The 22,382-nt window shown below is 61.4% G+C and carries 14 protein-coding genes, 1 tRNA gene and 3 pseudogenes; 9 read left to right on the top strand and 9 right to left on the bottom strand.

Going from position 1 to position 22,382, the window contains the following annotated elements:
* From BN9444_RS01180 to BN9444_RS01165, 3 genes and pseudogenes are all read right to left on the bottom strand, one after another.
* Positions 1-886 (bottom strand): annotated as a pseudogene (locus tag BN9444_RS01180) (alpha-(1->3)-arabinofuranosyltransferase domain-containing protein); the annotation flags it as partial.
* On the bottom strand, positions 846-1,043 hold the full coding sequence (locus BN9444_RS01170; RefSeq protein ID WP_066488687.1) for a DUF2613 domain-containing protein: 198 nt from the start codon (positions 1,041-1,043) through the stop codon (positions 846-848). The pseudogene BN9444_RS01180 and the gene BN9444_RS01170, both read right to left, overlap by 41 nt.
* 40 nt (positions 1,044-1,083) lie before the next feature.
* Positions 1,084-1,596, bottom strand: coding sequence for a universal stress protein (locus BN9444_RS01165; RefSeq protein WP_066488696.1), 513 nt, complete (start codon positions 1,594-1,596; stop codon positions 1,084-1,086).
* An 84-nt stretch (positions 1,597-1,680) separates the two neighbouring features.
* Here BN9444_RS01165 and BN9444_RS01160 point away from each other — a divergent pair, with 84 nt between their 5' ends.
* From BN9444_RS01160 to BN9444_RS01130, 7 genes and pseudogenes are all read left to right on the top strand, one after another.
* Positions 1,681-2,865: a glycoside hydrolase family 3 N-terminal domain-containing protein gene (locus BN9444_RS01160; RefSeq protein ID WP_066488703.1), complete on the top strand. Its 1,185-nt coding sequence runs from the start codon at positions 1,681-1,683 to the stop codon at positions 2,863-2,865.
* Positions 2,866-2,899: 34 nt separating this feature from the next.
* A pseudogene (locus tag BN9444_RS01155) lies at positions 2,900-4,599 on the top strand (VanW family protein).
* Between the two features lie 15 nt (positions 4,600-4,614).
* Positions 4,615-6,385: pseudogene (locus BN9444_RS01150) on the top strand (ABC transporter ATP-binding protein).
* Between the two features lie 640 nt (positions 6,386-7,025).
* Entirely contained in the window at positions 7,026-8,498 is a 1,473-nt protein-coding gene (locus tag BN9444_RS01140) for a SpaH/EbpB family LPXTG-anchored major pilin (RefSeq protein ID WP_068801290.1), read from the top strand.
* A 193-nt stretch (positions 8,499-8,691) separates the two neighbouring features.
* The gene (locus tag BN9444_RS01135) at positions 8,692-9,600 is read left to right on the top strand and encodes a class C sortase (protein ID WP_329601849.1); all 909 of its coding nucleotides are present in this window, start codon (positions 8,692-8,694) and stop codon (positions 9,598-9,600) included.
* 37 nt (positions 9,601-9,637) lie between these two features.
* Positions 9,638-10,456 carry an isopeptide-forming domain-containing protein gene (locus tag BN9444_RS13370; RefSeq protein ID WP_230383976.1) on the top strand — a complete coding sequence of 273 codons (819 nt, stop codon included), beginning with the start codon at positions 9,638-9,640 and terminating at the stop codon, positions 10,454-10,456.
* The gene (locus tag BN9444_RS01130) at positions 10,456-13,962 is read left to right on the top strand and encodes a DUF6923 family protein (protein ID WP_068801288.1); all 3,507 of its coding nucleotides are present in this window, start codon (positions 10,456-10,458) and stop codon (positions 13,960-13,962) included. The genes BN9444_RS13370 and BN9444_RS01130 overlap by 1 nt, the downstream gene beginning before the upstream one ends.
* 82 nt (positions 13,963-14,044) lie before the next feature.
* On the opposite strand, the gene BN9444_RS01125 is transcribed toward BN9444_RS01130, so the two are convergent.
* On the bottom strand, positions 14,045-14,974 hold the full coding sequence (locus BN9444_RS01125; RefSeq protein ID WP_068801287.1) for a class C sortase: 930 nt from the start codon (positions 14,972-14,974) through the stop codon (positions 14,045-14,047).
* A 342-nt stretch (positions 14,975-15,316) separates the two neighbouring features.
* Positions 15,317-15,390: transfer RNA gene (locus BN9444_RS01115), tRNA-Gly, on the bottom strand.
* 82 nt (positions 15,391-15,472) lie between these two features.
* Between BN9444_RS01115 and dcd the strand changes: the two genes are divergently transcribed.
* Both dcd and BN9444_RS01105 read left to right on the top strand, forming a co-directional pair.
* Positions 15,473-16,036: a dCTP deaminase gene (gene dcd, locus BN9444_RS01110; RefSeq protein WP_066488725.1), complete on the top strand. Its 564-nt coding sequence runs from the start codon at positions 15,473-15,475 to the stop codon at positions 16,034-16,036.
* A gap of 54 nt (positions 16,037-16,090) precedes the next feature.
* Positions 16,091-17,410, top strand: coding sequence for a UDP-glucose dehydrogenase family protein (locus BN9444_RS01105; protein ID WP_068801286.1), 1,320 nt, complete (start codon positions 16,091-16,093; stop codon positions 17,408-17,410).
* A gap of 68 nt (positions 17,411-17,478) precedes the next feature.
* Here the strand turns inward: BN9444_RS01105 and BN9444_RS01100 are convergent, their stop codons facing one another.
* Genes BN9444_RS01100 through BN9444_RS01085 form a run of 4 tightly spaced genes read right to left on the bottom strand, consistent with a single transcriptional unit; the run spans position 17,479 to position 21,983 of the window.
* The gene (locus BN9444_RS01100; RefSeq protein ID WP_068801463.1) at positions 17,479-18,717 is read right to left on the bottom strand and encodes a YibE/F family protein; all 1,239 of its coding nucleotides are present in this window, start codon (positions 18,715-18,717) and stop codon (positions 17,479-17,481) included.
* Positions 18,718-18,757: 40 nt separating this feature from the next.
* Positions 18,758-19,975, bottom strand: a complete 1,218-nt coding sequence (locus tag BN9444_RS01095; RefSeq protein ID WP_068801285.1) for a pyridoxal phosphate-dependent aminotransferase — start codon at positions 19,973-19,975, stop codon at positions 18,758-18,760.
* A 27-nt stretch (positions 19,976-20,002) separates the two neighbouring features.
* Positions 20,003-20,632 (bottom strand): DUF1707 SHOCT-like domain-containing protein, encoded by a 630-nt coding sequence (locus tag BN9444_RS01090; RefSeq protein WP_255356861.1) that lies wholly within the window; start codon positions 20,630-20,632, stop codon positions 20,003-20,005.
* Positions 20,633-20,642: 10 nt separating this feature from the next.
* Positions 20,643-21,983, bottom strand: a complete 1,341-nt coding sequence (locus BN9444_RS01085; RefSeq protein ID WP_066488748.1) for a cation:proton antiporter — start codon at positions 21,981-21,983, stop codon at positions 20,643-20,645.
* Positions 21,984-22,382: the final 399 nt, after the last annotated feature.

The following is a 22,382-nucleotide window of genomic DNA, read 5'->3' as shown; positions in this document are numbered from 1 at the left end:
ACCAGCGCCACGGCCACCAGCGCCGTCGCGCGTTGCCCAGAGTTGCGCTGGCGGCTTAGCGCCGCCCAGGCAAAGCCGATGCCGAGCGCGAGCGGCAGGCGCACGAGCGGATCGAATTTGTGGACGTTGCGCAGCGCCGCGCCGGAGCCGTCGAGGAAATCGAGGTAGCCCGCGTAGTGGCAGCCGAGGACCGCGACGCCCACAAGGAGCATCGCGGTCCACACACGCGGGGCCTTGGTGAGTCCCGCCAGGCCCACCGCGGCGACGAGCGCCGTGACGAGAACGAAGAAAGGCTCGGTGGCCAGCAACGTGCCGGCGAGGCGTTCATTGTCGACGAAGGGCGACCAGCTCGTGGTGCCCCGCAGGATCTCCGCGAGGTTGAGCCAGCGCGTCGTGACGAACGAAGACTCGATGTAGTCCGTAAACGGCGGCGCGTAGCGGCCCAGGATGAGAAGCGGACCGATCCACCACACGCTCACCAGCGCGCAGCCGGCGAGCCACGGCAGCAGCGCCCGGCGGTGATAGACAAGCGCCACAAGGGCGGCCGGGACGCAGGCCGCGAGCGTCGCCGTCNCTGCGCGACCCAGTCGGGGAGGGCATCGGAAAGCGCGAAGAACGCGCCTTGGGGAAAGAGGTAGCCGTAGGCCTGGTTTTGGAGCTGGCCCAGGGTGAAGGAGTCCGTCCACGCGTGCGCGGCGCCGGCGAGGAAGCCGGCGGGATCGACGGCGAGATCGTGCTTCGTATCGGCCGCGACGCGGCCCCACGGCTGCGTGAAGGCGAGGAGGGCGGCGAAAAGCCACCCGGCCGCATGCGCCGCCCAGGGGCGCGCGAAAAGCTGGGCCAAGCTAGTTGCGGGAGCCGTATTCCGGGCCGCCGAGCAAAGCATCATCCGCAGAGACCGCCGCCGAGGACGGGACGGTGTCTTGTCCGCTGAACTGGGCAATGCCCACGATGGCGACGACGCCGAGCGCGATGCCGACCACCGCGGAGCCCACGGCCGGGCCGAGGGTGCGCTTTGTCATGGAGTCGGATTCAAGTGCCATAAGTCCACATCCTAGCAGCCTGCTCACGCAGGTCCGCCGATTATTCGGCGGTGTCGGTGTAGTTCGCGTCGTTCGGGTCGTCCGGCTCCGGCGGGACAACGAGGACGGGACGGCCCGCGGTGCGCACGAGCTGGTCCGCGGTCGACGCGTTCCACCACGCCTTAAAGCCGGTGAGCGCGCGGGTGCCGGTGACGATGACGTCGACGTCGAGCTCCTCGGCGGCATCGGCAAGCGCCTCCGCGGTGGTGGTGACGACCTCGACGAGGTGCGCGCGGCCCGCCAGGCCGAGCTTCTCCGCGACGGCGACGCCCTTGCGGCACACGGCCATGGCCTCCTCGTAGGCTGGGTCTTCTTCCTGCGCCGCGTCATCGAGCGCATACGTGGACTGGTGCAAGCCCGTGCGGCCCAGGGCGCGGGCTGCCTGGCGCGCGGCGGGCTCCCACGCGGTGAGGATCTCCACGATGCCCGGGCGCAGCAGCTGTGCCGCATACTCGATGGCGCGGTCCGCCCGCTCGGAGCCGTCGTACGCAATCAACATGGTTTGACCGTTCATGGTCCCCCAGCCTAGCGCCCCACGCGCGCCAAGAAGGACCTTATGCATGCGAGATTTTCACTCATACGCCATACTGAGAAAATAATGAAGAAAATTCTCGCGCTCGCCGTCGTCGCGTCCGCGGCGGCGCTCGCAGCCTGCGACCCGCCAGGCGAAAAGCCCTCGCCCGCCTCCCTCGAGTCCGTGAGTGCGGGAGTTCTGGCGAGCCCGTCACCGGCGCCGACGTCCGCGCCTTCTTCTGCCGCCCCGTCCGACCCGGCGCCAGCGGCTCCGGACGTTCCCGCTGCGAACCCGCTCGTCCCACCGGAGCAGCGCCGCGCGGCGGCGGCCTCACTGCTCATGCCTGCCGTGGTCAACTACGACGACGCGCTGGCTAAGCTGCAGGCCGGTGTGGGCGGCATCTTTATCGTGAGCTGGGCTGACCCGGGGCTGCTCACGCAGCCAGGCCGTGACCTGCACGCGCTGCGGGAGGCTGTGGGCCGTGACTTTGAGATCTCCATCGACTTCGAGGGCGGCCGCGTTCAGCGCTTCTCGGAGGTTCTCGGGTCCTACCCGTCGGCGCAGCAGATGGCGCAAGGCACACCCGAACAGGTCGAGGGCACCGCGTTCCAGATTGGCCAGACGCTCGCTGCGTACGGCATCACGCTGGACTTCGCTCCCGTGCTCGACGTGGGCGGCGCGGATCTCGACGTGGTAGGTGACCGTGCGTATTCCACGCACCCCGTGCGCGCCGGCGAGTACGGCGCCGCGTTCGCGCGCGGCCTAGAAAACGCAGGCGTCGATGCCGTGTTTAAGCATTTTCCGGGCCACGGCCGCGCCTCCGGAGACACGCACCTGGGAGCTGCGGTGACGCCGCCGCTGCCGGAGATGGAGGCCTTTGACATCGTGCCGTGGGACGGCGCGCTGCCCGGCGAACCGCGCGCGGATGCGATGGTCGGACACATGGTCGTGCCGGGGCTGGGCAATGGCGTCACGCCGTCGAGTCTCAACCCCGCGGCGTATGAACTGCTGCGCACCCGCGAGCACTTTGGCGGCCGGATTTTCACCGATGACCTCACTGGTATGGCGGCGATTACCAGCCGGTATACCCCAGAGCAGGCCATCGTCACGGCGCTCGCCTCGGGCGCGGATGTGGCACTGTGGTCGACGGCCACGGATATCAACTTCATCATCGACCAGGTGGTCGGTGCGGTGGAGGTCGGTATCATTCCTGAGCAGCGCTTCGCGGATGCCGTCGCACATTCTGCGGCTGGACTCGCCCCGCGCTAACGTTTTCGCGCTTCAAACGATAACCTTAAGTGTTGTGAAGAAAGCAGTAGGAAAGCGCAAGTCTCAAGGGCTCATCATCACCCTCGCGGTGGTGCTGGGGTTTTTGGTGCTCGCCGGGGTCGCATACGCCCTCGATATCGCCCAGAACCAGGGTAAAGTTCCGCGCGCGACGAGCGTGGGCGGCGTCGACATCTCGTCCATGGAGCGCACTGCCGCGGTGGACAAGCTCCAGAAGGAGCTCGGCGGCATCGAGAATCAGGTCGTTACCGTGCGCGCGGGGGAGAAGCACAGCGAACTGCTGCCGTCTGCCTCCGGCCTCGCTATGAACTTCCAGAAAGCCGTGGACGGCATTCCTGACGCCTCGCTCAATCCGTTGACGCGCGTCGCGTCCTTCTTTATGGACCCGCGCGAGCAGCCCGTCGCCGTGGACGTCGATGACGCCGCGCTGAACAAGGAGCTCGAGCGTGTCAAGGGCGAGCTGTCCATCGCTCCCGTCGACGGCGCCTTGGCCATCGAGAACGCAGACTTCAAGGTCACAGACCCCAAGCTCGGCCAGACGGTCGACCCCGCTCAGCTTTCCGATGCCGTCCAAGCCGACTGGCTCGACCCCGCCGGCGTCGAGGTGGAACCGCAGGTCGTCGAACCCGNGTCGAACCCGCCATCAATGACCAGGTCATCGAGGACATGCAAAAGGGCGAGGCGAAGACCGCGCTCGATAAGTACCTCGTGGTCAAGGGTGACAAGGACGTCACGGCGACGCTCGACCGTGGCGCCATCGCGCAGTTCGTCTCGATTTCCTCAAAGGACGGAAAGCTCGTTCTCAATATCGACGACGCGAAGGCGCAGGAGCTGCTTGCTGCGCAGCTTGCGGATTCCGAGGTCCCCGGCGAGAACGCCAAAGTGAGCTTCGCCGGCGGCGGCAAGTCCGTCACGCCGTCCCAGGACGGCAACGTCGTCAACTGGGAAGAGACCATGAAAGACTTCGACTCCCGCGTGCGCAGCGACGACAAACGTGAGTGGGAGGCGGCGTACAAGCTGGAGCCGGCCACGTTCACCACGGAAGAAGCCGAGGCCTCGACCTTCGACCAGGTCGTGAGCGAGTTCTCCACCGGCGGCTTCTCTGGCCCCTCGGGCGAGAACATCCGACTCGTCGCGCAGACCGTCAACGGCGCCGTGGTCAACCCGGACGAGACCTTCTCGCTCAACGGCTACACCGGTCCGCGCGGCACGGCGCAGGGGTACGTCGAGTCCGGCATCATCATCAACGGCCACTCAGGCACGGCCGTGGGCGGCGGCATCTCGCAGTTCGCGACGACGCTCTACAACGCGTCCTACTTCGCGGGCATGGAAGACGTCGCGCACACCGCGCACTCCTACTACATCTCCCGTTACCCGGCCGGCCGCGAGGCCACCGTCTACGAGGGCGCCATTGACCTGCAGTTCAAGAACACCTCGGACCACCCGGTGCGCATCGACACCTCCTTCGGTGGCGGCCAGATCACCGTCCGCTTCATGGGCGTGAAGACCGTCAACGTCGAGTCCGTGAACAACGGCCGCTGGGCCACGACTCAGCCCACTAGGATGACCGTCACCGATGACTGCTCGCCGTCCTCCGGCGCGCCGGGCTTTACCACCTCGGATACGCGCGTGATCAAGGACCTCTCCGGCAAGGAAATCTCCCGGGAGACCACCACCACGGTCTATGACCCGCAGCCTATCGTTACCTGCGGTTAAGCCACGACCCGGCCGATGCACACCGCGGTGAAGGACCCCGCGGACGTCGATCAGCTGGCCCAGCACCCAGTGAAGTTTGGTCGCGTCGCCGGCATCTTCGCAGCCCACCGCGGCACGCTGCTTGTGGTGGTAGCGCTCATCATTGCGACTTCTGGGCTGACCGTGGTGCAGCCTTTCTTGGTGCGCCGCACCGTGGACGAGGCCATTCCTGAGCACGACACCACGCTGCTTCTGTGGCTGGTGGGCGGCATGCTGGCCATCACCGTGGTCTCTCAGGCCATCGGCGTTATCCAGTCCTTTTTATCCGCGCGGGTGGGGCACACCATCATGCACGAGCTGCGCACGCAGGTCTTTGCTAACCTGCAGCGCCAGTCGCTGCAGTTCTTTACCAATAACCGCGGCGGCGAAATCCAGTCCCGCTTGACTAACGACATCGCGGCCATGCGCGGCATGGTGACCACCACGGCGACCTCTGTGGCCAGCAATCTCACCATGACGGTGGCCACGCTGGTGGCGATGGTCGCGCTCTCACCCACGCTCTCACTGTTGTCCCCTGGTGGTGCTGCCGCCCGCCGTGTGGCTCACCCGCCGCGCCGCCGTTCTGCGTTGCAGCCTCATGGAGAACAACAGCCGCGCGCAGGCGACGTTGCAGCAGACCATTTCGGAAAACCTATCCGTGTCCGGCATGCGCCTGGCGGCAACGCTGGGCGCGCAGGAACGCGTCTATGACGGGTTTGAGAAGACCTCGCGCTCCCTGATCCGCCTGGAGCTCGAATCGCAGCTGGCCGGGCTCTGGCGCATGGCGCTGACCCAAATCATCTTCGGCGTGATGCCGGCGCTGATTTACCTGGTGGCTGGCCTGCGCCCGGGGATTACGATTGGCACGCTCATCGCCTTTTCCACCCTGCAGACTCAGATATTCCGCCCCATCACTGACCTGCTCAACGTGGGCGCGCAGTGGGTGGCGTCGATGGCGCTGTTCAGCCGCATCTTCGAGTACCTGGACCTGGAGCCCGAACTCACGGAAGCCACCGAGCCCGCGCAGCTTGCCGACGCCTCCCTCACCCTCCAGCACGTTTCCTACCGCTACCCAGGCACCGACACCGACGCGCTTTCCGACGTCTCCCTCACCATCCCCGCCCATACCACCACCGCCCTGGTTGGGCATACCGGTTCCGGCAAGTCCACGGTGGCCGCGCTTCTGGCGCGCTTGGCCGATCCGACTGAAGGCTCCGTCACCTTGGGCGGTGTCGACCTGCGTGATGTACCGGCGGAGCAGCGCGCTGAGGTCATCGGCGTGGTTTCCCAGGAAACCTACCTGATTCACGGCACGGTGCGGGAGAACCTCCTCTTTGCGCAGCCGGGTGCTAGCGAGGGAGAGATGTGGGCGGCGCTGCATGCCGCGCGCGTGGACGAGGTCATCGCCGCGCTTCCAGAAGGCTTGGACACAGTGGTGGGCTCGCGCGGCTACCGTTTCTCCGGCGGTGAGCAACAGCGCCTCTCGCTGGCCCGCACACTGCTGCGCCGCCCGCGGGTGCTCATCCTGGATGAGGCCACCTCGGCCCTTGACAACGAAACCGAACGCGCCATCCAGGAAACAGTCATTGGCGCGGACGCTACCCGCCTGGTTATTGCGCACCGCCTGTCCACCATCCGCGATGCCGACCAGGTCGTTGTCCTTGACGCCGGCCGCGTGGTCGAGCGCGGCACCCACGCTGAGCTGCTCGCTCGTGGTGGTGCCTACGCGGCGCTGCTTCGTGCTGCGTCCGCGGCTGACGCTTCGTAGAGGGCTGCTCCAGAGAATCTTAACGCTATTAACTTTCAGTCATGTGGCTTGTTGAAAGCTGAGTATCTGAATGGTTTTGGAATACCCCTGGGCCTTCTTGGTGATACTTCCTTTTGTCGGGCTGCTGAAGGCTCTGGATTATCTGCTGATATTGGCAGTATTAATGGTTGTTTTACTGCCGCAGGAGGGTACTCTCCGGAAAACCATTCCTCTGTGTGATGGTCGCTTGCTATGTGACGGGTGTAAAATCGAATAGGTTTACCCCCTCCAAGGGGTAATGAGTTCAATTTCACACAAAACTATATGACTTTTCAAAAACGGTTGTTGACCTGCGAAAAAGGTTTTCATGCTAGCGTGGATGAAGCGGAGCCTTGAGCGATCTGGCTGAATCTCCGGGGGGGAGCTTTGGTCGGGGGCTTTGCCTCAGGTGCTGGGTGTAGGATCTAGTTATGTAATCCACAGGCCATCGTTAGTTAAGGCTAGGGCCTGCGCAGGCGTTTCCACCTGAAAACTGCTCTCGGCAGGCGAAAGAATCTTAGCAACGGGTCAGGTCATGGTGCGTGAACCGTGGGGAATGGATTGCACACAGCTAATGAGACGTGGTATCTCATTTCAGAACTCGTGTAAAGGACCAGTTTCCGTGAACAAGATCTCTCGTACCGCTCGTTCAGTTGCCTTCGCTGCTATCGCCGGACTCGCTTTGGGCGTTTCCGCTCCGGGTGCACTGGCCCAGGAGAACCCTGGCGCTGAGCAGGGGGCCGTGAACAAGGCAAACATCGATTTCACTAAGAAGGGCTCGATCACCCTCTACAAGAAGAAGGGCGCCGAAACCGCTAATCGGGCCACTGGTAAGGAAATGGCGGGCGTCCCGGGTGAGGCACTGTCTGGTGTGACCTACAAGATCACCAAGCTTAATTACGACCTGCAGAACGGTGATTGGGCGACGTTCCCGAAGACCGCTGCCGATGCCAAGGGCCACGAGACCGACACGACTGTTGAGGGGATCACTGGTGACGACGGCAAGGTGGCCTTCGAAAACTTGGACTTGGGTATCTACTTGGTAGAAGAGACGAAGGCTCCGGCCGGCATCGTTGCTGGCGCTCCGTTCATCGTGTCGGTGCCGATGGTCAATGAGGCTTCCGATGCGTGGAACTACGATGTCGTGGCCTACCCAAAGAACACCGAGACCAAGACCGAGAAGACCGTCAAGGACGCCGACAAGCACATCCAGGACGCATACACCTACACTATTAACGCCGACGCTCCGACTTTCGGCACAGATAAGACTCTGAAGAAGTTTGTCTTCTCTGACCAACTGGATGCTCGCTTGGAGTTCGACGAGGTTACTGAAGTTAAGGCCGGCGATGTCGTTCTGACAGAGGGCGACTACACCATCGACGCACCTGCTGCTGGCAACACCAACACTCTTACTGTGACCCTGACTGATCAGGGCTTGGCTAAGGTGGCCTCGGGTGCCAAGATGTCGCTAACCTTCGCCGTCAAGCGCAAGGAGGTCGGCGACACCACTGAATTGAAGAACCAGGGTACGGTCATCTTCAACAACCCGAACACCGACAAGGATGTCGAGAATAAGACCAATGAGGTCGTGACCTACCACGGCAAGCTGAAGGTGGTGAAGAAGGATGGCAAGGAAGCCGGCAAGGTCCTGCAGGGTGCGGAGTTCGAGCTCTACCGATGTGCCTCCGCGCAGGATAAGCTCGAGAACCCGCTGACGGTAAACGGTGTGGACAAGTGGACCACTGGTGAAGACGGCACTATTACCATCGACGGCCTGCATGTCACGGACTTCGCGGACAACGCACAGGTCACTGACGTGAAGAAGTTCTGTCTGAAGGAGACCAAGGCTCCGGCCGGCTATGCGCTGCCGGAGAAAAACATTACTGAGATTGACTTCACTCGCGACAACATCGCGAAGACTGGTGAGCTCAAAGGCGATGACAAAGTCACCCTCGTCTCTGAAATCGAAAATATCAAGCGCGACACCCCGAACCTGCCGATGACCGGTGGTGCCGGTGTGGGCATCCTGGCTGCTATTGGCGCAGCAATTGTTGCTGCTGGTGCTTGGTTCGCTCGTCGTACCGCGCGCAACTAATAGCCGGGCGTAGTTCCGGTGGCGCAGACTGTCCATGATGGTCTGCGCTGCGGGTCGGGTAATCAAAATATGGTGCTCGACCCAGTGAGGGGACTGGGCTAGGTATAGACTTCAGTCCCCTTCATTCTCTTTCGTTGTAATCCCGGTCGCGCTGCGCTAGCGCGTGGGGCATTGTTTTGGGTGGTGCGGGTCGTTGACTACGGTGGTAGGCCAAAATGCAGGTCGACGGCACAGGCGCTGTGGAGGCCTAGTCCTTCCGGCGGTAATCGTTGTCGTTGGGTTGTTAGTGATGCTGTACCCAGTGGTCTCGACCGCATGGAACAATTGGAACGCCTCAAGAGTGGCGCAGGAATATGCGCGACTGGATAAAGAGACACCGGCGCAGGTGCAGGATTCGGTTTGGGATGCTGCACATGCATACAACGAGGAGCATACGTCGGGCCCAATCTTGGATCCGTGGCTGAACCGTATCGGGGTAGACAATCCCGACTATGAGGCTTATTTGAAGCAGTTGGGCGAGAACGAAGCGATGGCTCGCCTCGTGTTTCCAGCAGTAGACGTTGATCTTCCGGTATTTCATGGCACCGCAGATAAGACACTGCAGCGTGGTCTGGGGCATTTGTATGGTTCTGACCTGCCGGTCGGTGGACCAGGAACCCATTCCGTCATTACGGGGCATACGGGTCTGGCAAATTCGACGATGTTTGATCACCTCGACTCTGCCACCGAGGGAGATGTGTTCTATATCCAGGTTGCTGGCCACAAATTGAAGTACGTCGTCGACAGCATTCAAGTGGTTCTGCCGAGTGAAGTTGATGGCCTACGGCCAGTCGCCGATCAGGATTACGTCACGCTGATTACGTGTACCCCATACGGGATCAACACTCATCGCTTGCTGGTGCGTGGCCATCAGGTTCCTATGGAGCCTGGGGAGGAGTCGGTGTTTGAAAACTCCCATGGTCCGGGCTGGCAATGGTGGATGTACGCGCTTTTGGCTGCAGTGATTGTCATTGGTTGCTGGCTGGTGTGGTGGCTGCGACGGCACCAGGCGGCTGTCGGAGCACAAGAAGTTATTAATGAAGAAAGTAGCGTGCGGGAGTAAGGCGATGCAGAGGTTGACAAGTACATGGTCGGCCCAAATGGCTGCCGTCGGAGTGGCGTGTGCAATTGCATTTGCTGGGCCGGGCATGGTTGCTGCGGGAGCGGTACAGGTTGCCGGGCAGCAGACTACTGGTGCGGAGCGCACCGTGGACTCGGATACGGTGACTGTTCGGCTCACGCAGGGCAATCCCGACGACGATGGGCAGGCACCCTCGGGGCAAGTCCAGGGAGTCACGATTCATCTAGCCCGGCTTGCCGGCCTAGATCCAAACAACGCTGACGATGCAGCACGCGTGCAAGACGCGAATCTGGACGAGATTCGTGAATGGCGTAGCGACGTGCACGTGGATCAGGTCACCGATGCCAATGGAGAGGTGACGTTCGATGGTCTAGCGGATGGCTTCTATGTGGTGACATCTTCGGCCCCGGATGATTCCTATCGGGAGATCAACCCGTTTGTGGTGGCGGTTCCGTTCCACACCGTGGTGGATAACCCGAATCCGGTACCAGGAGTAATCGTGGCTAAGACCCACAAACCGGGTGAAACGCCGACGCCAACCACGTCGTCATCTACTCCGAGCGCTCCGCCGTCACGCCCGAATACCCCGCAAACACCTCCGAACTATCCACCGACTAAACCAGGGAAGCCGCCTCACCAACCCGAGACAACGCCGTCGGCTACTCCAAGTGCCGGTAAGACCTCAACCCCAGCAGTGTCGTCGGGCAATGGTGGCTCATTGGCGATGACCGGTGCACAGGTACTCGGTGTCGTTGCCGCAGCGTTGGCGTTGATCGCCACTGGTTTCGTGATGATTGCCTTTAGCCGTAGGAAGAATTCAGAAAGCGAGGGACGCTAATGTCCTGGACAGATTCTCATCTGGTCGAGCCGGTAGCGTATCGCTGGCGCGTCGTAGGGGCGTTTGCTGCGGCGCTGGCCCTAGTTTTTAGCGTCGCTGCACCGGCTGCTCTTCCAGGTTTCGTTGGCGCTGTCGCCGAGGCACAAACCACAGCGTTGCGTGCCGAGCTTGATTCCTCAGACCAGCTGAGCATTCCCGCTGGCGACAGCGCTACATTTGAAGGCCATTTTGTCGATGGCGGAACGGTGGAAGAGCTGGAGTTCACTACCAAGGTTTCGCAGCTTGAATTCGAAGGCGCGGCATTCACGCTGACAATCGCCGGTGAGGAGATCCCCGTTCGCGAAGGCGACAATCTCGTTGTAGATACGACGAGCAATGCAGTGACTTTCCACGTCACCGGACTCAATGCCGATGTACCCGCAGGAGCAGCTTTTTCATTGAACACCCCGGCGGTCGCAGAGGAATCCGAGCTGAGCGGGATATCCGTCGATGCGTCTGGTTTAGTCGAGGAAAACGCTAGTACTTCTGTAAATGAAGACAGCGAAGCTTCGGAAGCGCCCGCGGAGGACGGCGAGTCGTTGGAGGTTTCTGACGTCGACGCGGCCCCAGCACGCCTGATGGCAGCACCGAACATTACTCCGTACGCTGCCGGTGACCACACCATCACAATCCAGAACGATGGATATGTGCTCAAGGGAAACCGCTATATTCCGAACTTCAAAATCCCAGCTACAGAGCTTCCGACAGGCAGAATGACCATCCCGGATGGCACGGTGGTTACTTTAAAGTCCAACGTCAATAGCTACCTTTCGACAGACCCTAACGATCTTACTGTCTATTACACCGGTGCTAATGGCGGCTGGTACGAGGCCAAGGCAACCTATAAGAAGATCAGTGCTAAGGAATACCACGTCACCCTCCCACAGATCGCTATTGGCGGTAACGCCCAGATTCAGTTCAAGGGTGTTCATCGTGGACCGGCTAATACGGTGTTTACGGCCTCTTTTACCGTGCCAGATCCGAAACAGTGTAAAGACGACACAACAGTCGAACGTAGACAACCAAAGCGTGAGCTGACTGCCGAGGAGTATACCGACGGTAGCCCAGTCTATGTCGTAACCAGTGAACCAAAGGATCTTCGCCGAGATACGTCTATCCTGAGCCGGCAAGTAAATCAAGGCCGAGACTTCCGGTCAGTGGGGGAAAAGTCGCCTTGGGTTTACAATGCGCTGGCATTCAATACAAATGATAATTGGCTCTATGCCGTGAGCCAGAAACGTGGCCTGAACGGTGATCCGTGCTACCCTGCCGGAAACCTTCTTCAGATCAATCCCGCCACGGGTGAGGTGCATAATCTTGGTCCGATTCTCGCGCCAGGAAGCAGTGGCACGCCATTTGAGAGCGAAGGCGACCGAGACTTCCTTAACGCAGGCGTGTATACCAGCGAGGGGTTCTTCGTGGGTAACGCTTCGACGTCTGGTACGCGCCATCTCTACAAGATTGATCCTGACAAGCTAACTGCTGACCGCACATTGGGCAACGCGACGTCCTACGCCGAAGACTGGGCCGTGCTCCCCCAAGCCCAGAAATACATGTGGGGTTTCCAGAGTAAGGCAAAAGCGGGCGATAGGCTTATTCTTGAGCGCATCGATACACAGACCGGCGCAATCAAGACTTGGGATCTCACAGGGATCAAAACCCTGGATGGCCGTACGATCTCTAATCCATCGGCCTCTTGGGGCAAGGCGTGGACCTATTCCAACGGTAACCTCGGCTTTGGCTCAGGCAGCAAAGATGCAAACCAGCTGGGCTTCGAGCTAAAGATCACCAACCCCGATTCCGATAAGCCGACATTTGAGCTGGTTAACATTATGGATAACCTGCCGGCTTCTTTCAACACGGACGCCGCCTCCGACCTAGTGCCGCCACCGCCAGAGCTGCAATCAAATATTGCGGTGAAGAAGCAACGCTCGGAGACCAAGGTGGTAAACGGCGAGGTGCGTACTTTCTGGACCATCTCCGTGGAAAACACCACGGATAACACCAGTTCGGGCGGCACATTCTGGGAGTACCTACCAACGGATACTCACTATGGTGTGAACGCTTCCGGTCCCACTGCGAAATTCGAGGGATTTGGAGCAGGATCTACCCAGGTCAACGGTCGTGGGCCAGGACCTGACCAGATTGCGCCGGGAACTGGTATTTATGCAGGCATGATTGTCCCGTCCGGAGCGGACGGTGAGTCTCGATACATGATGGGCTATGTTGGTACTCTTCCAGGGCGCGCGAAGGTAGAGTATGTCGTCTCTGCGCCGGTGCGAACAGACGAATACGGGAACCTTAAGACGGTGTGTAGTCCGAACAAGGTTGCTTTTCAGGCTACAGACGGGGAGTCGAGCCCGGCTGAAGATGACAACGTCGCTACAGAAGCCTGCTTCAGCAAGGTTGCCGTCGACAGCACACCGCAACCTGTTCCTGGTGCAGCGAATGAATACACTGCGAAGTACAACGTCGTAGTTGAGACACCCGACGCGCCTGGGTTCGACACCAACGAAGTGATCTACGGCAAGCTCACGGACACCCCGAAGTTCGTTGGTGCTGCTACAGTTATTGGCGCCTCCGTCGTATTCAAGGACGAGTTCAACAAGACCAGCCAGCCGCGTGCGTACCAAGGTGCCGGCCCCTTTGAGCTCAACAAGAATGGCACTCCGAAGATCATTAAACCCAAGGGTGTTGACGGAAGCACTGGGCAGCACGTCTACGAGGTAACGGTGCGCTTCAAGCTGGATCGTTCGAAACTGGACAGCACCTCCGTCCCAGCCGGTTACCCGAGTCAACCTTCAGGAAACACCCGCTGCTACACCAAGGATGGCCTACATGAGCCAAAGTTTGGTCTCATGAACGAGGCAGAAATGGGCGGCTGGAAGGATACTGACTGTATCCCGCTGGAGACGGAAACGATGGACGTCCTGCTCGAAAAGGCGAGCTATAACCCGGACAACCCGGACGAGATCCAAACAGACGGGTTGCTTGGCGGCGCGCAGTTCACAGTCCACCGCGGTGACGCTGACGGAAACCTTAGGCTGAACGCAGATGGCAGCGTTAACACTGATGTTAACCCCGTGGTGAAGCAATCCACGACCACCACCACGGGCCGTGTGAAGCTCGAAGGCTTGGACGCCCCTGGCGTTTATTACCTCATCGAGACCAAGGCGCCGAACGGCTATAATCTGCTGCCCGCGCCGATCAAGTTCTCGACGGAGTGGGATCAGAATGGCAATGCAGTCATCAAGGTGCTCTCCGGAGGGACCGCGATCACCAGTAATAGGTGCGCTGAGTCTGACACCGCTGCCAACTGTGTGAAGAAGATCGGCGTCCTTCAGGTCGCTGACATCACCAAGGGTGCACTGCCCAAGACCGGTGGTGAGGGCGTAGGCCTGTGGGCGCTCGCGGGCGCCGCGATTGTCGCGGTCGGGTACCTTGCTTTGCGACGTCGCCCGGCGTAGAACCACCACTTGCGGCAACTTTTAGAAAAGGCCCGCTCTTCCAACCAGGGAAGGGCGGGCCTTATTGCATGCGCATTGTCGGTTAGGAGTCTTGCGGGTCGTCGTCAAGCGCGGCGTCCTTGGCGTTGCTGACATATTTGCGCCACCAGTAGATGAGCAGAAGCACGATGATGGCAGCGGCTGCCAGAATGGCCCACATCCACCACTGCCAGTGAGCGCCCGAGTTGTTGAATGCGGCCTCGTCTTCCGGTTCCATCGGCACACGGTGGCCTGTGACGAGCAAGCGGTGGGTATTTACGCCGTAGGGAGTGCAGGTAATGAACGTAACGAGGTCCTGGCCTGGCTCACGGTGGAGCGAGCTGGTGTCTGTTGGCTCGACGACCCGAATATCGTGTACGTCGTATTTGAGCTTCTCGCCGCCGGCGGCGATGTAGAAAGCATCGCCCTTCTTGACCTTGGTGAGGTTGTCCCACAGCGTGGCATTTTGTAGGCCAGTGTGGGCGGAAAGTGCTGCGTGCCGACCCGCGCCATCACCTACGCCGCCGACAGGTAGGTCCGTGCCATAGAGGTGGCCAGCGCCGCGGGAGAGTGCTTTTTCTGAGGTGCCGTGATAAATGGGCAGATCGGAATCGATGGAGGGGATAACAATGCGGCCCATGGCATCGGTCTCCGACAGCACAGACAGGTATTGGCGGTAGCGCTGGTACTCGGGAGAGCTCTCGTCATCGGTGGTGGTCCAAGCGTCTTCCACACTGATGTGGCCCAGCTGGGCGTTGTAGGCCTGTGCCTCCTCCCAGGCGGTGTGCAGTACTTCTGGCGGGGCTTGCTTCTCCAGCTTGGCGTATTCCTCTGCGGCACGCGATTGGTTAAAGTTATTCCACTGCGTGGCCACCACGGGGTAGAGCAAGACACCGAGGCCGACGAGGATCAGAATTAACGCAATGATGGCGTTGCGGTTGACGCCTTTCTTCTTGGGTGCGTCGCTGATTTCCGCTGGTTCGTGCTTGCCCATTGTGTCCTGCCTGTGTGGGGTCTGTTACCGCATGCCCTGGTATTGACGTGGGGGTAGTTTTGAATCTCGGACTAGGGACGATGTAGCTCTGAGAGAAAACGTGTCTGTCTAGTCGCCGATAACGAAGCACAGGGCTTCATACCGATTCAGAGTGGTCTCGTCGATGGCCAAGATTTGATCAACCGCGCGCTGTTCGCGGAGCTCATCGATTGTGCGGGGCGCAAGCTCTCGAAGTACATGCTCACGCTCAGCGCGAAGCTCCGCTGTGGTTTTGGGCGTGAAGATAGGGGCTGTCATGATCCATCCTGGAGGTATGAAATTAGTCCATGAAATGGGGAAATGTGGAGCCGACGACGGGAATCGAACCCGCGCTAGCAGCTTGGGAAGCTGCAGTTCTACCATTAAACTACGTCGGCACTGCTGCTAGAAGTTAGCAACTCAGACAGTCTAGCACCGCCCTCGCCGCGACAGGGAAAGGCACCGCGTAAGATGTAGGACGTGCTTCTTTCAGATCGTGACATCCGTGCCGCCCTAGACTCCGAGTCCCTCGTCATCGAGCCGTACGACCCGGAGATGGTCCAGCCGTCCTCCGTCGACGTGCGCCTAGACAAGTTCTTCCGCGTGTTCAATAACTCGCGCTACACGCACATCGATCCCAAAGAAGAAATGCCGGACCTCACGAGTCTCGTGGAGGTCGAGGACGGCCAGTCCTTCATCCTGCACCCGGGCGAGTTCGTGCTCGGCGCGACGTACGAAAAATTCACGCTGCCGGCGGACCTCGCGGGTCGCCTCGAGGGTAAGTCCTCGCTGGGCCGCTTGGGGCTGCTCACGCACTCCACGGCGGGCTTTATCGACCCGGGGTTCTCGGGCCATATCACGCTCGAGCTGTCGAACACCGCAAACCTGCCCATCGCCCTGTGGCCCGGTATGAAGGTGGGCCAGCTGGCCATCTTCAAGATGTCTTCGCCGGCCGAGAACCCGTACGGCACCGGCAAGCTTGGCTCGAAGTACCAGGGGCAGCGCGGTCCCACGCCGTCGAAGTCTTACCTCAACTTCCGTTAAGTCTTAAGCTGAACGTCGCCCTTTGTTTACCAGCCGCTCGTAGGATTGCCCTTTATGCGAATGACTGTGATCGGAACTGGATATTTGGGTGCCACGCACGCGGCGTGCATGGCGGAGCTGGGCCACGAGGTTCTGGGCGTCGACGTGGACGCGGCCAAGATTGAGGCGCTCCAAGCTGGGAAGGTTCCTTTCTTCGAGCCGGGGCTGCCGGAGGTCCTCGAGCGCAATATTGAGGCCGGTCGACTGTCGTTTACCACGGAGTACACAGAGGCCGCCGAGTTCGCGAAGGTTCACTTCTTGGGCGTGGGCACGCCCCAGCGTCATGGTTCGTACGCAGCGGATATGACCTACGTCAAGGCTGTCATCACGGACCTCGTGCCGAAGCTTACGGGCGAGAGTCTCATCCTTGGCAAGTCCACCGTTCCCGTCGGCACCGCCGCGGAATTACAAGACATGGCCAACGAGCTCGCGCCCGCGGGCACCACGGTAGAGATTGCCTGGAACCCAGAGTTTCTGCGCGAGGGTTACGCGGTCAAGGACACCATTACTCCGGATCGCATCGTCCTCGGCGTCCAGGATGGCGGCCGTGCCGAAGAAGTCGCTCGCGAAATCTACGCCCAGCCGCTCGCTGGCGGCACGCCGTTCATCACCACGGACCTGCAGACCGCGGAGCTGGTCAAAGTCTCCGCGAACGCGTTCCTCGCCACGAAGATTTCCTTCATCAACGCCGTGTCTGAAATCTGCGAGATTGCAGGTGCGGACGTGACACAGCTTGCCGATGCCATCGGGTACGACGATCGCATTGGCCGCAAGTTCCTCGGGGCTGGGCTTGGCTTCGGTGGCGGTTGCCTGCCCAAGGATATTCGTGCGTTCATGGCACGTGCGGGTGAGCTCGGCGCGGACCAGGCTCTCACGTTCCTCCGCGAGGTCGACGCCATCAATATGCGCCGCCGCGACCGCGTGGTGGACCTAGCCAAGGCATCTTTCGCCGGCTCGCTGCTCGGCCACTGCGTGACGGTGCTGGGCTGCGCGTTTAAGCCAAATTCGGACGACGTGCGCGACTCGCCGGCGCTGTCCGTGGCCGGTTCGCTCTCGCTGGCAGGCGCGGCCGTGACGGTTTACGACCCGGAGGGCATGGCGAATGCGAAGAAGGTCTTCCCCACGCTCAACTACGCGCCTGATTGCGAGTCCGCGCTGCGCGACGCGGAGCTGGTCATCCTCGCCACGGAGTGGAAGGAATTCAAGGAGCTCGACCCGGCGGCTGCGGGCGAGCTGGTGAGCCGCCGCCACATTATCGACGGCCGCAACGTCCTCGACGTCGAGGCATGGCAGACTGCTGGCTGGACGCTCGACGCGCTCGGCCGCTCGCTTTAGGGCTCCCAGCTTTGGGTTTATGGCGCCTCGGCGTCGAAAATTTCGTGTGAGGCGCCATAAATCCAAAGCTAGCGCGGTGCGGATTCGGAAACGACCTGGAGAGCGCGACGTTCGGGGACCGTGAGTGCTGCGATGATCGTGGCGAGCGGCACGGCGATAGTGAGCGCCGCGGCGCCGATGCCGGAGCGCAGGAGCTCGGTGGACACGAGATCGGAGACGAGGATCTGGCCGGCGGGACGCTTCGCCGCAGTGATGAGGATGAGCAGGGGGAGTGCGGCGCCCGTATAGGTGAGCACGAGGGTGTAGACCATCGAGGCGATGTGGTCGCGGCCGACTTTCATCGCGGAGACGAAGAGGGAACCAGCGCGGGCTTCGGGCTCGGCGGCGGCGAGCTCCGTGACGATCGACGCTTGGGCGATGGCCGCGTCGTTGAGGCTGCCCAGTGCGCCGATGATGAACCCGGCCATGAGCACGCCGATGACGGAGACGCCGGGCAGGTAGAGGACGAGCTTGAGGTTATCTTCGGAGCTCAGTCCTTGCAGGTGCGTCGTGTCGATCATCGCCCAAGCGAGGAGCGCGGTGACGCCTAGGGCGAGGAGTGAGCCGCCCATCGCGGCCGCGGCCTTCCAGTTCACGCCGTGGACCATGGGCACGGCGATGAGCACGATGATGGAGCAGGCAAGCAGCGTGACCACGATCGGATTGTGACCTTGGAGGAGCGCGGGGAGCAGGAAGAGGAAGACGACCGCGAGCGAATAGGCGAGCCCGAGGAGCGCGCGCAGGCCCTGCCACGCGCCGAAGCCCACGATGATGATCGCGACGATAGCCGCCCAGATCCACAGCTCGCCGCCGCGTTTATAGTCGGCGAAGGAATAGGTAAGCGAGCCGTCGGGATTGGTGGCCTCGGCAAGCAGGACTTCTTGGTCGACCTCAAGCGTTGGGTCGCCGGCCACGCCGTGGAAGACGAGCTGCGTCTGCTTGCCTTCGTTGGTGCCACTCGTGAGATCGAGCAGCGCGCGCGTACAGGACGTGTCCTCCTCGAACGCGGGGCGCAGCGGCGGCTCGTCAAACGCCGTGCCCGTGAGCGGCGAGGCGCACAGGTGATGGTCGACCGTCGTGACGCGCGCCGTAATCTGTGGCTGATTGAGCGCGTAGGTTCGAGTGAACTCGGGGCTGAACATCGGGGTGCCCGAAGGCCACTGCCACGCGAGCCCGATCGCGGTGAGGAGGAAAGCGAAAAGCAGCGCACCGGCCAGGCCGACGCGCCATGGGTTGCGGCCGGTGACCGGTGCGGAATGTCGAGACATGTTCACTATTGTGAACTATCTCCAGCAATAGCGGAAATCGTTACTGTTTGTAGCTCACGAGGAAGTTGCCGAGGCGCTCGATGGCATTCTCGATCTGCGAGGCCCACGGCAGCATGACGATGCGGAAATGATCCGGGTTCGGCCAGTTGAAGCCCGTACCTTGAACCATGAGGATCTTTTCCGCGCGCAGGATGTCGAGCATGAGCTTCGTGTCATCGTGAATGTCGTAGACGTTGGGATCCAAGCGCGGGAACGCGTAGAGCGCGCCCATCGGCTTCACACAGCTGACACCCGGAATCTTGTTGAGACCCTCGTACGTGACGTTGCGCTGCTCGAGCAGGCGGCCGCCCTGGCCGGTGAGCTCGTAGATGGACTGGCGCCCACCGAGCGCGACCTGGATGGCGTGCTGGCCCGGAACGTTGGCACACAGGCGAGTGCCTGCGAGAAGATCGAGGCCCTCGATAAAGCCGTGAGCGTGCTTCTTCGGACCCGTGACGACCATCCAGCCAGCGCGGTAACCGGCGACGCGGTAGGCCTTGGACAGGCCGTTGTACGTGATGGTGAGCAGATCCGGGGCGAGCGAGGCGATCGAGATGTGTTTCGCACCGTCGTAGAGGATGCGGTCGTAGATCTCGTCGGCAAGGATGAGCAGGTCGTGCTCGCGCGCGATGTCGACGATGCCCTGGAGGATTTCGCGGGAGTACACCGCGCCCGTCGGGTTATTCGGATTGATGACGACGATGGCCTTGGTCTTCTCCGTCACCTTGGAGCGGATATCCTCGAGCGAGGGGTTCCAGTCGTCTTCTTCGTCGCAGAGGTAGTGCACCGGGGTGCCGCCCGCGAGCGAGGTCGCCGCCGTCCACAGTGGATAGTCCGGCATGGGGATGAGGACCTCGTCGCCATTGTTGAGCAGCGCCTGCGTCGTCATGGAAATGAGCTCGGAGACGCCGTTGCCCACGTAGACATCATTGATGTCGAAGGGCGGGAAATTCTCCAGCTCATAGCGCGTCACAATCGCACGGCGCGCCGGGATAATGCCCTTGGACGTGGAATAACCCTGGGACGTGGGCAGCGCCGCAATCATGTCTCGCATGATGACGTCCGGCGCGTCGAAGCCAAAGATGGCTGGGTTACCGGTGTTGAGCTTCAGAATGGAATGGCCGTCGAGCTCCATGCGCTCGGCCTCGGCGGTCACCGGGCCGCGGATGTCGTATGCGACGCCCTTGAGCTTGTCTGCCTGATCGAAAATGCGAGTCATGCCGCCTAAGTCTATACCCCGACTAGGCTACTTTTCGTTCCACTGATTGAATTTCTTCTTTGCGAAATTCATGGCCTCGCCCGTGAGCTCGCTTGCCTGCTGGCGGCGCTGCGCCCACATCTGGGATTCGATGGCTTTCTGCTCTGCGCGCTGTGCCGCCGTGGCCTGCTGGATTTCCCGCATGCGTTGGCGCTCCATTTGCCGGGCGCTGGGCGTGCTCCAGTTTTCCGGACCCACTTTCGCGACGTAGAGGAGGATCCACAGCACCGGTACCAGTGCTAAGAGGGTGACCACCCCAACGGCCGCCCCCGCACCCGTGCCCGCAACGCCGACGGAGATGGCGGCCACGTTGAGGCCGATCGTGCCGATGAGCGCCGTGGCCAGACGCGGCTTGCGCGCCGCAGCTCGTGCACGCTCCAGATCGCCCTGCGAGTAGACCTTGAGCTCCTGCGTGCCACGCGCCGGGATATCGGCAAAGAGCGGCACGAGATCGCGGCGCGTGGCCGCGCGCATGATGTCATCCGAGCGCTGTTCGAACTCGTCCATGGTGATGCGTCCCTCGCCCACGGCGCGGGCGAGTTGATTCATGGCGTCGGTGCGCTCGGCATCAGAAAGCCGCAGCGAATTATCAAACGGGGAGGCTCCAAAGCTAGTCACGCTGTCTATATTAGGTGTTTGAATCCTTACGGAGCTCGTCCTTGACTGCTTGTTCTCTCTCAGCGTGCTCCGCTTCTTCCCTGGACTCGGCCGTGGAGTCCTCGTCTTCTTTTTGCTTCTCCTCCGCGTTCGGGTCATTGCTGCGCACCAGAGAACTCAGCAGCGGGAAGATCACGACGGTGAGCGCGCCGCCGGCGATGAAGATGGACGCGTGTTCGTCATCCATGATGCCGGAGGCCACCGCCACCGTGGTCACGGCGACGATGATCGGCAGACCCGTCGCGGCATAAAGTGCGACTTGCAGGCGCTCACGCGTGGTTTCGATTTCGGAGCCAGTGTGGTGAACATTCTCGCGCAGGAAGACTGGCAGGCCGCGCGTGAACAGGATGAGCAGCGGGATGCCGATGACCTGGAGCGGTTTGTCTGCGATGACCTTCCAGTCGATGGACATGCCGGAGACCACGAAGAAGACCGGGATGAGCATGGAGTAGCACAGCACGTTGAGACGGTTTTCCAGACCCTTGTGGAACTCGTCCGGCACCACGCGGTTCAGGATAATGCCAGCCGCGAACGCGCCCAGAACGATGTCGAGCTCAAAGACCGCCGTGACCGCCATGAGGATGGCCAGGATAAGCACGATAAGGCGCAGGATGGTTTGGTTCGTCGCGCCCGCACCGGCGATAAACGCCCGCTTCACCCAGGGCGCGAGCTTTCCGATGGCCTGGGGCGCGACCGCCACAAAGACCGCAATGCCCAAGAAGGCCAGGAGGATGAGCGCCGTGAGCCACGTGGCGCGGGTACCCAGCAATAGCGCCATCGCGGTAATCGGTGCGAGCTCACCAACAGCGCCGTGGATCATCACGGAGTCGCCCACGCGCGTGCCGATGAGCTTGTCCTGCTTGAGCATCGGCGTAATCGTGCCCAGCGCCGTCGAGGTCACGGCGATGCCCATGACGATGGCGAGTGGAATCGTATCCACCAGGAAGTACGCGCCCGCGATACACGCGATAATACACATCAGCCACGTCGTAAACGCGGTCTTCGCTTGCTTGGATTTCAGCGTGCCGAGGTCAATCTCGAAGCCGGCGAGGAGGAACAGCGCGCCCACGCCAATTTCCTTGAGCATGCCGATGCCCGGATCCTCGTGCGCCAGATCCAGGATCGACGGGCCGATGATCATGCCGAAAATGATGAGCAGTGCCACCGACGGCAGCCGGTTGCGCAGCATGGCGGCCACAATCGGGGCAAGCAAGGCTACCGCCATGATCCACGCGAAGGAGACCAGGGACGGCGTGTAGTCGGTAGAGCCAGCCGCGAGGACAACAACATCTGCGGCGAGAGTGTGAGTCATGCGATTAGAGTACTTTCCTCCCGCGCCGTGTGCCTACTCTCGGCGCTGCTCCGTGGCCCAACCGTTATCGATTCCCCACACCCCGCCACGAGTGTGCCATCTCACCTGCTGCCAGAGAATTATCAGGAACTGCCAGAAAGCGCGCAGGCGCTCGTACGGCCTGTGCAAGGTGCGCGCCCCATAATGAGTTCATGCGTTTGAGAGGCGCATACCTGAGAGAGATAGCCCCGGGTCCCGGGGGTGGCGACGTGAGACACCGCCAATGGGACACCTCCTAAGAGAGATAGAGTTGCCTCGAGCCCCGGCCTTTCGGTCGGGGCTCGAGGCGTTCTCTTTGCCCGCGTGCGCCTAGGACGCACCGCCGAGCACTGCATTATCGGGTGCGTTAGTGACAAATTT

The organism is Corynebacterium phoceense (genome assembly GCF_900092335.1).
Lineage (GTDB): Bacteria > Actinomycetota > Actinomycetes > Mycobacteriales > Mycobacteriaceae > Corynebacterium > Corynebacterium phoceense.
This window is presented reverse-complemented; position numbering and strand designations above follow the sequence as displayed.

Bases quoted from the DNA above. Each gene is read 5' to 3' on its own strand.
- BN9444_RS01130 (WP_068801288.1), top strand. From the start codon at position 10,456: ATGTCCTGGACAGATTCTCATCTGGTCGAGCCGGTAGCGTATCGCTGG.
- BN9444_RS01165 (WP_066488696.1), bottom strand. From the start codon at position 1,596: ATGAACGGTCAAACCATGTTGATTGCGTACGACGGCTCCGAGCGGGCG.
- BN9444_RS01095 (WP_068801285.1), bottom strand. From the start codon at position 19,975: ATGACTCGCATTTTCGATCAGGCAGACAAGCTCAAGGGCGTCGCATAC.
- BN9444_RS01105 (WP_068801286.1), top strand. From the start codon at position 16,091: ATGCGAATGACTGTGATCGGAACTGGATATTTGGGTGCCACGCACGCG.
- BN9444_RS13370 (WP_230383976.1), top strand. From the start codon at position 9,638: ATGGCTGCCGTCGGAGTGGCGTGTGCAATTGCATTTGCTGGGCCGGGC.
- BN9444_RS01125 (WP_068801287.1), bottom strand. From the start codon at position 14,974: ATGGGCAAGCACGAACCAGCGGAAATCAGCGACGCACCCAAGAAGAAA.
- BN9444_RS01100 (WP_068801463.1), bottom strand. From the start codon at position 18,717: ATGTCTCGACATTCCGCACCGGTCACCGGCCGCAACCCATGGCGCGTC.
- BN9444_RS01085 (WP_066488748.1), bottom strand. From the start codon at position 21,983: ATGACTCACACTCTCGCCGCAGATGTTGTTGTCCTCGCGGCTGGCTCT.
- BN9444_RS01160 (WP_066488703.1), top strand. From the start codon at position 1,681: ATGAAGAAAATTCTCGCGCTCGCCGTCGTCGCGTCCGCGGCGGCGCTC.
- BN9444_RS01170 (WP_066488687.1), bottom strand. From the start codon at position 1,043: ATGGCACTTGAATCCGACTCCATGACAAAGCGCACCCTCGGCCCGGCC.